The organism is Phytobacter sp. V91, from assembly GCF_965644225.1.
In the GTDB taxonomy this organism is placed as follows: Bacteria; Pseudomonadota; Gammaproteobacteria; order Enterobacterales; family Enterobacteriaceae; genus CBFFRJ01.
Genome location: NZ_CBFFRJ010000063.1, coordinates 1 through 12,799, shown reverse-complemented (window position 1 = coordinate 12,799; position 12,799 = coordinate 1). Strand labels below are relative to the sequence as shown.

Sequence of the window (12,799 nt, the reverse complement as noted above, 5' to 3'; positions counted from 1 at the left end):
GGGGATATTTATGAGCCTGACAGGTCAGTCGACCGCCAGCATGCTCGCTGACGAGCTTAAAAAGATGATTAATAACGGTACGCTTTCCGATGGCGAACGGCTGGTGGAACGGGATCTCGCCGCTCAGTTTTCGGTAAGCCGCATTCCCATGCGAGAAGCTATCCAGCAGCTGGAACGGGAAGGTATGGTTGAGATTTTCAGAAATCGCGGCGCGGTGGTCAAAACCCTTGGCGGTGAGGATATTGACGAGATTTATCAGCTACGCGCCCTGCTGGAAGGGGAAGCCATCTTACAGAGTGTGCCGAACCTGGATGCCGATACCCTGGTAAGGGCACAGCTGACCCATCAGCTTCTCGGCCAGGCGTCAGGGTTTGAAAAACAGGGTTTATATAACCGTGAGTTTCATGATCTTTTATATCAGGGCTGCAAAAACCAGCGCCTGCTGAGCATGATCGATGATTTACGCAATCAGATTGAGCGATATGAATATCTGCAACAGCGGCTGCTTTCTGACACGCCTAAGTTCCAGGACGATCATAACGCCATTCTAACCGCCTGCCAGCAGGGCGATGCACAACGCGCCAGGGCTGAGACAGTGCGCCATATTACCGCCGCCGGGGAGACGCTGAAGATATTCGTCAGCAGCCAGATCCGGCAGAAATAATGCAACCGCAGGTGCAGCGAGCAGCAGCCCGCTGTATCAAGGTTTACTCTTTCGGGTGCGCTTTTTCTTCCAGGCCTTGGGCATATTGCCGCACTAAACGAAAGAGCTGCTTCACGTCCTCTTCCTGCCAGTCGGCAAAAATCTCGTTCATCAGGATCTGCCGGGCGCTGGCGATGCTGCTGGTCAGCGCCTCGCCCTGGGCTGTCAACGTCACCTCACTGATCCTTTTGTCGCGACCGCCGGGATTTTTTTGCGCCAGCGCCATCTCCTGCAAGCGCTTCACCTGACGGCTCACCGTGGTGTAATCGCGCCCCACCCGGTCAGCCAGATCCACAACCCCGATCGGGCCATAGCGCCCGATGGTGATTAACAGCGGGAACAGGATCTGATCGAGTTTGACATCTGCCGCAGCCAGTAGCGTTTCATCGATCCGCGGATGGTTCATCACTCCAATGATATCCAGCAACGCGCCGTGAAAATCCGTCACGTCATAATTTTTATGTGCATATTGCATATAGTTTCTTCCCGCTATACAGTAGTGCCATCAATTATGTGCATTTTACACATATTAATCTGATGGAGATACCTTTATGAAAGCAGCAGTCGTTTTTGAGCCCGCGCAGGGGCCGATTTACGCGGATTTCGCGCAGCCCGTCGCCGGGCAGGATCAGCAGATTATTACCGTTAGCGCCTCGGCTATCAGCCATGTTGTGAAAAGCCGCGCTTCGGGAAAGCATTACAGTTTTGAGGGGGTTTTGCCCTTTATTGCCGGGGCGGATGGCGTGGGCGTCACGCCAGACGGGCAGCGCGTCTATTTTGTCTTTCCACCGTCACCCTGGGGCAGCATGGCACAATACGCCCCGGTCAGTCACAGGCATTGTCTGCCCTTGCCGGACGAGCTTGACGACGCCACCGCAGCGGCAATGGCCAATCCCGGCATGTCCGCCTGGGCGGCGCTGGTGAACCGTGCAGGTTTTAAAGCGGGTGAAACCGTGCTGATAAATGGCGCGACCGGCAGCGCCGGGAAGCTGGCCGTGCAGATTGCCCGCTTCCTTGGGGCCAAAAAAATCATTGCCACCGGTCGCGATCGGCAGGCGCTTACCAGCCTTGATGCCGACGCCCTGGTGTTACTGACGGAAGATGAAAAAACGCTGGGCCAAATGTTTGCCAGCGAGGCCGCAGAACAGATTGATGTGGTTATCGATTATCTGTGGGGACACAGCGCTGAACAATTGCTTATCGCACTGGCGAAACACACGCCGGGCACCGCGCCGGTGCGCTATGTACAGGTTGGCGCCCTGATGGGCCAGGAGATAAACCTGCCCGGTGCGGTGCTACGTTCGTCCCCTGTCCAGTTAATGGGCAGCGGTATTGGCAGCCTCACCATGACGGAACTGGTGCAGGCCACCGGGAATATGCTCAATGCCGCCGTTGACGGAAAGTTTGCGATTGCCCATAAAATCGTCCCCCTGGCTGATGTCGCCCAGGCCTGGCCGCAGGACGACAGCAAAAATCGCACCGTGTTTGTGATGGGGTAATTACTCGACGTTGTGGCTTATCAGGGCTGCGCAAACAGCCCTGGGTTAGATTTGCGTGTTTTCCTAAAGATTGATATAGCTGTTTAAAATGAGTGGAGAATGGGAGGACTTAAAATTTTTTATTAGTACTAAATTTTTATTAATTTCCAGCATTCAAAAAACATGGCAAGAAATTTTTTAAATCAATACATACTAGTTTATTGACATAAAAGTATCACGAATATCTTTTGATAAAAACTGTGGAAACTCATCAATCACTTGTAACATCCCAAGTTTTAACCCAGAATCTCCAGACTTACTTGATATGGATTTCAACTCTGGAATTTTCATGAGTAAAAGATTTTCCCAATCATGTCCTTTCATACAAAGAAACTCTTCAGGTATATTAATCTCCCAACCATTTTGAAGAACACATGAAACATATTTTTCAAGTTTAATCCCCATCATAAGAATCAGGCTGTCAGAAATATCTTGAGCGTTTCCTTTAGGAATTTTGCTTATATCAACATAAGTCACAAGATTGTTAACAGAAAAATCAGTTAATTTTTCCTTCCCTACCCGAACAAGTGCAAATGCGATATAAAGTGGATCGAGCAAATAATTTTCTATTGCATACCTTCGACCTTTTCCTAAAATATGTATTGGTGGTTTTTCTTTTCTCGATCCATCCCAGTCGATTATACCTCTTACAACATCACTACCAGCCTCACTAAGCTTTGTAACAATTGATTCAACATCTGAACAGTTTGACGTGCCGCTATGTGGTTCTAAAAATATTGGCTGATAAGCCATATGCTCAAATCTATGAACGATCTGGAATAGGCGCTGATAATATAGAACGTCATATTTGCTTTCCACAAATATCTGTCGTCGACTATCGATCGACACTTTGAGATGAGGTATTCCATCTGTCAGAACTTCAATTCCACGATTCGTACTAATCATCTCAGGTAGTTTTGTTTCCCTGTTCATTTCGAAAAGAGAATTATTAGGACACATTACGGCAGTGGAAGGTGAGTGTGTTGTCAGAATAACTCGGACACCAGCCTTTTCCACCACTACATCTTTTAGAGTCTCAATCAAAAGTTTTGAATATTGAGGATGGAGGGGGGCATCAGGCTCGTCTAATATTAACAAATCAGGCTTTTCAGATGACTCCTGAGTGTTATATATCGCTAGAGCGAGTGACATTAACACTTTCTCCCCTGTTGATAAATCATTGGCAGAAATTTCTGTCCCATTAGATTTATCTATTAAATGCAATTTATATGTTGATTCTATATCGATATATTCAGGGCTAACAACCTCATAGGTAAGACCAGCTTTAGAAAGTATATCATTTACTAAAACCCATGGTTTAGGCCCATATTTTTTGAAAAATTCCTCATCTGTTAGCGTGGGGAAATTAGTATTGTTTTTTAAATTTCTAAATAATTGAAATTCATTTTTTATGTATCTAACATGGTAGGTTTTGAATACAAGGGCTAATTGCGATGAAAATATTGAATTTTGATTAAAGTCCATCAAGTTAATGTTAAAATAAACGTCATCCTCGTTTAAATCTTCAAATGATTTCGAAGTTTTATTCATAATACTTTTTATTATATTGAACAGTGCTTCGTTAAATCCCCACTGGGACAAAAAATCTGTAATTGAGCCATGATTCATTTGCCCATTACTAATAGCTCGCTTATAATTAACCTGATATTGTTCAATCTGTTCCCACCAATCTTTTGCATTTTGTGAGATCTGCCGAGGGTCACATATTTCATCAATCTTAGGGTTAAGCCCTCCAAAACCAATAAGCTGAATTTTTCTTATTTCGATATTTGAATCTGTAATTGTTGAAGTGTTTTTATCCGTCATAGCTTCAAGCAGATGGCTTTTTCCACTTCCATTTCTTCCCGTAATCACACTAAAACTTGGAAGTTCAAAAGCTATTTGTTCTGGAATCGATTTGTAATTCCTGTTGATTTTTATTTGCATATTTTCACCAAAATATTTAGATGTACATTACGCTGTAGAACTTAAGACAAAGTGCGAATTATTATTTCGCTACATATTTACATAAATTAATTAAGATGAAGTCATGTTACATCACTCAGTCAGATCTGGATAGACCGCACCTATACTAATCATAAAAAAAGAAAGAACCAATCCAATTATCACCAATAACATCTAACCCTTGAAAATATACAATTATGTCAGAAAATATTTACAAATACCAATTGATAGATAAAAAATAAATTATACACATTTCGAACATGCAACAATGACAATTAACTTATCATTGTTAGTTAATAACAATGTAAAGGTGTAAAATCTGAAAATTTATATTAAGTGTTTTTTGTATTTTACAAACTTCATAATACCAGCCATTTCATTTGCACTCTGCACCATTCCCCCGTATTTTGAGCATTATCTTTCCCCGCGGGGGACTTCTGCTTTGACTGGCGAGAAAAAATGGAACGCTTATTTGTCTACGGTACGTTACGTCCGGGCCACTCGAATGCCCATATTATGGAAAACATCGGGGGTGAATGGCTGGCGGGTTACGTAACCGGCACCTTCTATGAACGTGGCTGGGGAGCGGCGGCGGATTTTCCGGGGATTGTTCTGGATGAGCGCGGGCCGCAGGTCCACGGATATCTGTTTATTTCCGCCAGTCTTGCAGCCCACTGGCCAATGCTGGATGAGTTTGAAGACGGCTACGATCGCGTTGAAGTCACGGTTACCACGCAGGACGGGCAGCAGCTCAGGGCATGGATTTATCAGTTACAGCCTCAGGTGATATAAAAAAACGCCTCACACTGAAACAAATGTGAGGCGTTTTGCATCCCTTCACGCGCTTACGCGTCGCGCCAGCCCATGGCCGGAGCCACATGTTTGAGAATGGCTTCGATCACATGCACGTTGTAGTCAACGCCTAACTGGTTGGGCACGGTCAGCAGTAAGGTGTCTGCTTCAGCAATAGCTTCATCCTGTTTTAACTGCTCCACCAGCTTGTCCGGCTCGGCGGCGTAGCTGCGCCCGAAGATGGCGCGGGTCTTCTCATCAAGGAAAACGACCTTATCGCTGTCGTTACTGCTGGCGCCAAAGTAGGCCCGGTCACGGTTATCCATCAGAGCAAAAATACTGCGGCTCACGGAGATGCGCGGCGTGCGCGTATGCCCGGCCTGCGCCCAGGCTTCACGGTAAGCACGGATCTGTTTGGCCTGCTGAATGTGGAACGGCTCGCCGGTTTCGTCATCTTTCAGCGTCGAGCTTTGCAGATTCATCCCAAGCTTCGCGGCCCATACTGCGGTTGCATTGGAGCCAGCGCCCCACCAGATGCGCTCACGCAAACCTTCAGAGAAAGGTTCCGGGCGCAGCAGCCCTGGCGGATTAGGGAACATCGGTTGCGGATTGGGTTTGGCAAAGCCTTCCCCGCGCAGTGTCTCCAGCAGCACTTCGGTGTGACGACGCGCCATATCCGACTCGTTTTCACCTTCCGCCGGCTGATAGCCAAAATAGCGCCAGCCATCGATCACCTGCTCCGGAGACCCGCGGCTGATGCCGAGCTGCAAACGCCCACCGGAAATCAGATCCGCAGCGCCTGCATCTTCGGCCATATACAGCGGATTTTCATAGCGCATATCAATAACGCCGGTACCAATTTCGATATTACTGGTTTTCGCCCCTATCGCGGCCAGCAGCGGAAACGGCGAACTCAGTTGACGGGCAAAATGGTGCACCCTGAAATACGCGCCGTCCGCACCCAGCTCCTCGGCGGCAACCGCCAGATCGATGGATTGCAGCAGGGCGTCAGCCGCCGACCGGGTACCGGACTGCGGTGATGGCGTCCAGTGGCCAAATGACAAAAAGCCGATCTTTTTCATGGCGTTTGAATCCTTATTCTCAGGGAAATACCGACAGTCAGGCATCACAACGAAGCTAATAACAACGGATGTCGAATCTGCCTTAATGCCACTACTCTACGCATTAACTGATGAGAATAAATATCATTTGTTTAACATATAGATTCAAAATAATTGACAAAGAAATCATACCAACGTTATTCAAGACCTTGTGGTAGCAAAACAAGATCCAGTTCATCGGCCAGATCATACAGGGCATAAAGCACTTCATCAGACTCAGTCACCGCTTCGGATTCGATCATAACCTCAAGGTCACTGTCTTTTATCCTGTCACCAAAAAGCATAACGGCCTTTCCACCATGCTGTTTTGAAGGCCACTGGATACCTTTAGCCAAAGGATTATCATGATGAATACGTTCAGCCCATTTTTGGGTTATCGGATATTCGGTCATATCAGAGCCCAACAGCTCTGCCTGTGTAATGCCCCAGCGTCTCATCGTCATCGGAGTAATATTGACCAGCGCCAAATCGATAGAGGGAATCAACTTACTGCGTACATGATTGCCAGGTTTTCCCATGTCAAAATTTAACCCCATACAACCAATTGGCAGATCATGAAACAGGGTTTCCATCAGGGCCACCGCGGAAGACTCACCGCCATAAAGAGTGGGGACATTTTTTCCGGTACTATCTTTGAAAGGACTAAAACGCGCCCCTCGTCCCGAATGAGTACCAGGGTTGAACTGCAAAGCCGAATATTGCGGACGATGGATACGCTCAATCGGTTGTCCTGCTCTCCATTTTTTTGTACTCACGTTGGTTGACACAGTCGGCAATGACACCCTGAATTCCTTTTCTGGATAATCTTCAGCCATGCCGTGCTCCTGCTTTTTCTTCTTCCGCAGCCTGCATAACTTTACCAGGCATTGTTAACAGCAGATCTTTCGGTTTGGCTTTATTGAGCCAACCGTTCGGCGTGCCCAACCAGATGGCCAGCGACCATGCTGTCCTGGACTCACCAAAACACTCGATAATCTTTTTCATCACTGGCAGAGGTTGCCCGCCTGCATCCAGTGCATATTGCGGGAAATAGTCTTTCCCCTGAATGGTCAGGGCAAAAATTTTGTTTGCATGCTTCCATCGATTCGGAGCAGCGCTGGTATTATTTGAATTAACGCTGGCCATTGCCGACACTTCGCGAGAAGACAGCCAGTTTGCATCAGCCAGAATATTCGCTTTTAGCTTTTCCAGACGTATTGCGTTACGCGAGGAGAATAAGTCCTTATTGCTGATATCCACTTTTGATTCAGGCGTGATCAAACCCATCAAAATGTTCCGCTCGTCCATCCGCACTGAAGAAAGTGAGCTGTCCTTTTTTGCTTTGACCGATGCCAGAGCATTAACCGCGCTTATCAAAGCAACCCGGAAATCATCCTGATCGACGGATGAAGGCAGTTTAATCACAACGTACTGGTCTGACTCATCGGCCTGCGGATCCTCTGCATGAAAATCACGGGGGCCTTTTACTACTTTAGTAAAATCGATGTCCTCAAGAGAAAGATACTTCGTTTGCTTTTTTATCTCTGAATTACGGACCTTCGCGACCATATCGCCTCCTGATTTTTTCAAGACTGATCTTCGTGATATTCGTTATATATAAACATAGCAAATAATCATAGCAATAACGATTATCAGTTTCCGGAAGAGAACGCGCAGGATCATTTTACTGAAATCAGCGCCTGTTCCATCAACTGGCTAAGCATCGTCAGGGCGCCATCTCGCCCGTCGCTGCCCTGCCCCTGTTTAAGGGTAATACCCAGATTACCCGCCGACGGCAGCAGATTCGTCGTCACCGATAAATTCCCCGGCATCCCAATCCGCGTGCGCAGCGTGACGCCCAGGCCCGCCTGTACTGCCGCCCAGATACCGCTCAGGCTGTGGCTGATAAAGACAATCCGCCAGGGAATACCCGCCTGGTCGAGACAGGCCGTGGCACGCGCGCGCATCAGGCACGGGCTTTCAAACATCACCAGCGGCAGCGGTTCTCCCTGCGCAATCAGCCCGGCGATATCAAGATCAGGATGCTGGATCCACGCCATCTGACACTGCCCAATCAGCCTGCCCGCAGCGGGATTATTTTCCGGTTGCCAGAGCAGCGCCATATCCAGCGCATTTTCATCGAGTGCCGAAAGCAGCGCCTGGTTACGATCCACGCGGGCGATAATCCGCACTCCCGGATGATGGCGCTTAAACGCGCCCAGGATGCCTGGCATCAGGGATTCGCCAAAATCCTCCTGCATGCCGATGCGGATCTCTCCCTGCAACTGCTCGCCCTTCATCGCCCGCATTACTTCATCATTCAGCGCCAGCAAGCGACGGGCATAGCTCATCAGGATCTCGCCGTTATGCGTCAGCGCGAGGTGCCGCCCTCGCTTAACCACCAGTTCAGCGCCGCACTGCATCTCCAGCTTTTTCAACTGGGCGCTGACGGCGGAGGTGGAGCGGCAAAGGCGGGTCGCCGCCAGCGCAAAGCTGCCGGATTCGATGCCGGTAACAAAACTGCGCAGCGCATCCAGGTCGAGCGCTAAGGGGAGCTTATCCATTATCATCCTGAAATGCGGGATGGTTACCCGCATATAATTTGATTTTCAGGACAAAACTATCGCGCCAGAATCGGTCCACTGTCAATACGGAGTGAATATGTGATGGCTAAATCCCTCGATAGCAATACGCTGAGCCGCATAGCACCCAAGCTGGCTGAACTCAGCCAGCAGGTACTTTTTGCGGATATCTGGCAACGCGACATTCTGACGCCTCGCGAGCGCAGCCTGATAACGCTGGGGGCGCTGACCTCTCTGGGTCGCGTGCAGCAACTGCCCTGGCATATCAATTTTGCCCGGCAAAACGGCCTGAGCCGGGAAGAGATTGCCGAAGCCTTTACCCACCTGGCATTTTACGCGGGCTGGCCTGCCGCCGTTTCCGCTCTCGGCTGCCTGGACGAGGAGCAAAACTGATGCCCTTTACCCGAATCACACTGCGCGAGGGTTACAGTGACGCGCATCTGGCGCTGATTTCCGACACGCTGCATCAGTGTCTGGTGGCCGAGTTTGCCGTGCCGCCCGACGATCGCTTTCAGATTTTTGAAGCCTTGCCTCAGCGACTGCGGATCTTTGATCGCCACTATAAAAGTGGCACCCGCAGCGACAACCTGATTCAGTTTCATATCTTTGCTGGCAGGCCCCGATCGCGGGAACAGAAAAAAAATCTGTACCGCACGCTGAGTGACCGCCTTCACGCGGTGCTCGATATCCGGCCGGACGATGTGATGGTGATGATTCAGTTTAATACCGCCGACGAGTGGAGTTTCAGTAACGGCAGGATGCTGTCTGAGGAGGCGCTATGATCGTTATGCAATACCGTTTTACCCTGCCTGCCGACTACGATATGGCGGTCATTGAACAGCGCATAGCAGAAAATGGCGCGAAACTTAATGGCTTTCCGGGCCTGCTGTTCAAGGCATACCTCTTTTCCCGTCGGGAGGAGGCATTAACGCCGGAAAACCGTTATGCCCCGCTGTATGTCTGGCAAAACGCAGAAGCGATGGCGCGTTTTTTACAGAGCGCAGGCTTTAAAAAACTGACCGCTGATTTCGGCTGGCCGCAAATTGAGACCTGGCTGGCGCTCAGGCTGCCGCAGATTGACGAGGTTAAAAACGCCGCTTATCTGTCACTGAGCAAAACGCCCATCCCCGAACATGCGGATCTGGCAGCGCTGACTTTACACAGCCCGCTTTGCGCCTGGGATGTCAGCCGCTGGCAGTTATTGCGCCTTGATATGGGAAGTATGCCAATAGCAGGCAGGGAGAATTACCGCATTGGCTATGTGGCGACGGGGGCGTAATAAGGTCACGGGGCAGATGTTCATCCCCAGGGAGAGGCGTATAAAAAACCCCGCCGAAGCGGGGCTAAGGTTTACGCTTTTGCACGACTGGCGATGATCGCCTCAGCCACGTTGCGCGGGGCTTCGGCGTAGTGGTGGAACTCCATACTATAGGTTGCACGCCCTTGTGACATGGAACGCAGAGCGGTGGCGTAGCCAAACATTTCGGCCAGCGGTACGTCGGCACGAATAATCTGGCTGCCAAAGCGCTCTTCCATCCCCTGCACCATGCCGCGACGGGACGAGAGATCGCCCATAATATTCCCGGCATAGTCCTCCGGCGTTTCCACTTCCACATGCATAACTGGCTCAAGAATAGCCGGATCCGCTCTGCGGGCGCCCTCTTTAAAACCGAAGATCGCCGCCATACGGAAGGCCATTTCCGAGGAGTCAACGTCATGATACGAACCAAAGGTCAGGGTCGCTTTGACGTCAACCACCGGGTAGCCCGCCAGCACGCCGCTGTTAATGGCTTCGCGCAGACCTTTTTCCACTGACGGAATAAACTCGCGCGGTACCACGCCGCCTTTGGTGGCATCTTCAAACACAAATCCACTGCCCGCGGTCAGCGGTTCGAGGCTCAGCACCACGTGACCGTACTGCCCTTTCCCGCCGGACTGACGAACAAATTTGCCTTCGACCTCTTTCACCGCTTTACGCAGGGTTTCGCGGTAAGTGACCTGCGGGCGACCAATATTCGCTTCCACGCCAAACTCGCGTTTCATGCGATCCACGATAATTTCCAGATGCAACTCGCCCATCCCGGAGATAATGGTCTGGCCGGACTCTTCGTCAGTGTGCAGGCGGAAGGATGGATCCTCAGACGCCAGACGCTGCAAGGCGATACCCATTTTTTCCTGGTCCGCTTTGGTTTTCGGCTCGATGGCGAGCGAAATGACCGGATCCGGGAATTCCATACGTTCCAGGGTGATCACCTTATCCGGGTCACTTAAGGTGTCGCCGGTGGTGACATCTTTCAGCCCGACGCAGGCAGCGATATCGCCAGCGCGCAGTTCGTCCACTTCATGTCTGTCGTTGGCATGCATCTGCACGATACGGCCAATGCGCTCTTTTTTACCTTTCACCGGGTTCCATACCGCGTCACCTTTTCTCAGCACGCCGGAATAGACGCGGATAAAGGTTAACTGGCCGACGTACGGGTCGGTCATCAGCTTGAACGCCAGCGCCGAGAAGGGCTCATCATCACTCGGGTGACGCTCAGCAGGCTGACCTTTTTCGTCCACGCCCTGAATCGCCGGGATATCCAGCGGCGAGGGCATCAGCTCCACCACCGCATCGAGCATGCGCTGCACGCCTTTGTTTTTAAAGGCGCTGCCGCACAGCATCGGCTGGATCTCACCCGCGACGGTGCGGATACGCAGGCCGTTGATGATTTCCGCTTCGTCGAGATCGCCCGTTTCCAGGTATTTATCCATCAGTGCGTCGCTGGCTTCGGCGGCGGCAGAGACCATTTTTTCCCGCCATTCCTCGGCGCTCACCAGTAAATCCTCCGGCACCGGGGCATAGCTGAAGGTCATGCCCTGGGTGGCATCGTCCCAGACGATGGCGCGCATTTTAATCAGATCAACCACGCCGGTGAAATGCTCCTCCGCGCCAATAGGGACAACAATCGGCACCGGATTGGCCTTCAGGCGATCAATCATCATCTGCACCACCCGGAAGAAATCGGCACCGGGGCGGTCCATTTTGTTGACGAAAGCCAGGCGCGGCACATGGTACTTGTTGGCCTGCCGCCAGACGGTCTCTGATTGCGGCTGTACGCCGCCGACGGAGTCATACACCATCACCGCACCGTCCAGTACACGCATGGAACGTTCCACCTCAATGGTGAAATCCACGTGCCCTGGGGTGTCGATGATATTGATCCGGTGCGGCTCAAATCCACCGTCCATGCCCGGCCAGAAGCAGCTAACCGCGGCGGAGGTAATGGTAATTCCGCGCTCTTGCTCCTGCGCCATCCAGTCAGTGGTTGCCGCGCCATCGTGTACTTCACCCAGTTTGTGGCTCATCCCGGTGTAAAACAGGATGCGCTCAGTGGTTGTCGTTTTACCGGCATCGATGTGCGCGGAGATACCGATGTTGCGATAACGTTCGAGGGGGATGGGTCGGGGCATGATGCGTCCTTAGTCAGTTTGACAATTTCAGTTTGCTAATAAATGTGGCGACCACTATGGTCGCGTGTTGGTTCGTTGAGTATAATAGTCCCATTGTACGAGTATGTTCGAACTATTTTTTAATGGTTGACCTATTGTTGATATAGCTCAACCCACAAATACCCGCAGGAGTAAAATGATCCCTAATCATCCCGAGCCTGAACAAATATTGCTGGAGAACGTCCTTCTGGCTCTCGGCAATCCGCTGCGTCTGTCGATTGTTCGTCAGCTGGCAGAGGGCAACGAGCTGAGTTGCAACGCCCTGCGCCCGGAGGATATGGCGAAATCCAGTATGACCCACCACTGGCGCGTACTGCGTGACAGCGGCGTTATCTGGCAGCGTCCGCAGGGACGAGAGAATATGATTTCGTTGCGGCGGGAGGATTTAGATGCCCGTTTTCCGGGCCTGCTGGCGACGTTGCTACAGGTGATGCAGGAAGGGAAATCCTAAACAACGGCGTGGTATGCTTCCCCTCACCCTAGCCCTCTCGCAAGGGGCGAGGGGACTGTCTGTGCGGGCATCTTTTTCTGGGGATCCCTCTCCCAAGGAGCTGTCTCTTATACACAAATCCTCCGGCAACATTGTCGGGGGATTTTTTTGAATCTTTTCCCCGTTTGTTGATCTTT

The 12,799-nt window shown here is 50.7% G+C and carries 14 protein-coding genes; 7 read left to right on the top strand and 7 right to left on the bottom strand.

Annotation, left to right across the window (positions count from 1 at the left end):
• The first annotated feature begins 10 nt into the window (after nt 1–10).
• Nucleotides 11–664, top strand: coding sequence for a GntR family transcriptional regulator (locus ACSZO4_RS14110; RefSeq protein ID WP_437889618.1), 654 nt, complete (start codon nt 11–13; stop codon nt 662–664).
• Nucleotides 665–707: 43 nt separating this feature from the next.
• Here ACSZO4_RS14110 and ACSZO4_RS14105 read toward each other — a convergent pair whose 3' ends face one another.
• A complete protein-coding gene (locus ACSZO4_RS14105) occupies nt 708–1,178 on the bottom strand; it encodes a MarR family winged helix-turn-helix transcriptional regulator (RefSeq protein ID WP_437889617.1) in 471 nt (156 codons plus the stop codon).
• Nucleotides 1,179–1,254: 76 nt separating this feature from the next.
• On the opposite strand from ACSZO4_RS14105, the gene ACSZO4_RS14100 reads away from it, so the two are divergent.
• Nucleotides 1,255–2,202, top strand: coding sequence for a quinone oxidoreductase family protein (locus ACSZO4_RS14100; RefSeq protein ID WP_437889615.1), 948 nt, complete (start codon nt 1,255–1,257; stop codon nt 2,200–2,202).
• Between the two features lie 192 nt (nt 2,203–2,394).
• Here ACSZO4_RS14100 and ACSZO4_RS14095 read toward each other — a convergent pair whose 3' ends face one another.
• Nucleotides 2,395–4,188: an ATP-binding protein gene (locus ACSZO4_RS14095; protein WP_437889613.1), complete on the bottom strand. Its 1,794-nt coding sequence runs from the start codon at nt 4,186–4,188 to the stop codon at nt 2,395–2,397.
• 477 nt (nt 4,189–4,665) lie between these two features.
• On the opposite strand from ACSZO4_RS14095, the gene ACSZO4_RS14090 reads away from it, so the two are divergent.
• On the top strand, nt 4,666–4,998 hold the full coding sequence (locus ACSZO4_RS14090; protein WP_437889612.1) for a gamma-glutamylcyclotransferase family protein: 333 nt from the start codon (nt 4,666–4,668) through the stop codon (nt 4,996–4,998).
• A 53-nt stretch (nt 4,999–5,051) separates the two neighbouring features.
• Here ACSZO4_RS14090 and ACSZO4_RS14085 read toward each other — a convergent pair whose 3' ends face one another.
• The 4 genes from ACSZO4_RS14085 to ACSZO4_RS14070 all read right to left on the bottom strand — a co-directional run bounded on the left by ACSZO4_RS14085 (nt 5,052) and on the right by ACSZO4_RS14070 (nt 8,662).
• Nucleotides 5,052–6,080: an LLM class flavin-dependent oxidoreductase gene (locus ACSZO4_RS14085; RefSeq protein WP_437889610.1), complete on the bottom strand. Its 1,029-nt coding sequence runs from the start codon at nt 6,078–6,080 to the stop codon at nt 5,052–5,054.
• 176 nt (nt 6,081–6,256) lie between these two features.
• The gene (locus ACSZO4_RS14080) at nt 6,257–6,934 is read right to left on the bottom strand and encodes an RES family NAD+ phosphorylase (protein WP_437889609.1); all 678 of its coding nucleotides are present in this window, start codon (nt 6,932–6,934) and stop codon (nt 6,257–6,259) included.
• The gene (locus ACSZO4_RS14075; protein ID WP_437889608.1) at nt 6,927–7,667 is read right to left on the bottom strand and encodes a hypothetical protein; all 741 of its coding nucleotides are present in this window, start codon (nt 7,665–7,667) and stop codon (nt 6,927–6,929) included. The genes ACSZO4_RS14080 and ACSZO4_RS14075 overlap by 8 nt, the downstream gene beginning before the upstream one ends.
• Nucleotides 7,668–7,777: 110 nt before the next feature.
• Nucleotides 7,778–8,662 (bottom strand): LysR substrate-binding domain-containing protein, encoded by an 885-nt coding sequence (locus tag ACSZO4_RS14070; RefSeq protein WP_437889607.1) that lies wholly within the window; start codon nt 8,660–8,662, stop codon nt 7,778–7,780.
• 102 nt (nt 8,663–8,764) lie between these two features.
• Between ACSZO4_RS14070 and ACSZO4_RS14065 the strand changes: the two genes are divergently transcribed.
• Genes ACSZO4_RS14065 through ACSZO4_RS14055 form a run of 3 tightly spaced genes read left to right on the top strand, consistent with a single transcriptional unit; the run spans nt 8,765 to nt 9,959 of the window.
• Nucleotides 8,765–9,073, top strand: a complete 309-nt coding sequence (locus tag ACSZO4_RS14065) for a carboxymuconolactone decarboxylase family protein (protein WP_437889605.1) — start codon at nt 8,765–8,767, stop codon at nt 9,071–9,073.
• On the top strand, nt 9,073–9,462 hold the full coding sequence (locus ACSZO4_RS14060) for a tautomerase family protein (RefSeq protein WP_437889603.1): 390 nt from the start codon (nt 9,073–9,075) through the stop codon (nt 9,460–9,462). The genes ACSZO4_RS14065 and ACSZO4_RS14060 overlap by 1 nt, the downstream gene beginning before the upstream one ends.
• On the top strand, nt 9,459–9,959 hold the full coding sequence (locus tag ACSZO4_RS14055; protein ID WP_437889602.1) for a DUF4865 family protein: 501 nt from the start codon (nt 9,459–9,461) through the stop codon (nt 9,957–9,959). The genes ACSZO4_RS14060 and ACSZO4_RS14055 overlap by 4 nt, the downstream gene beginning before the upstream one ends.
• Before the next feature lie 71 nt (nt 9,960–10,030).
• Here the strand turns inward: ACSZO4_RS14055 and fusA are convergent, their stop codons facing one another.
• Nucleotides 10,031–12,133, bottom strand: a complete 2,103-nt coding sequence (gene fusA, locus ACSZO4_RS14050) for an elongation factor G (RefSeq protein ID WP_437889601.1) — start codon at nt 12,131–12,133, stop codon at nt 10,031–10,033.
• Between the two features lie 175 nt (nt 12,134–12,308).
• Between fusA and ACSZO4_RS14045 the strand changes: the two genes are divergently transcribed.
• The gene (locus ACSZO4_RS14045) at nt 12,309–12,623 is read left to right on the top strand and encodes an ArsR/SmtB family transcription factor (RefSeq protein WP_437889600.1); all 315 of its coding nucleotides are present in this window, start codon (nt 12,309–12,311) and stop codon (nt 12,621–12,623) included.
• Nucleotides 12,624–12,799 lie beyond the last annotated feature (176 nt).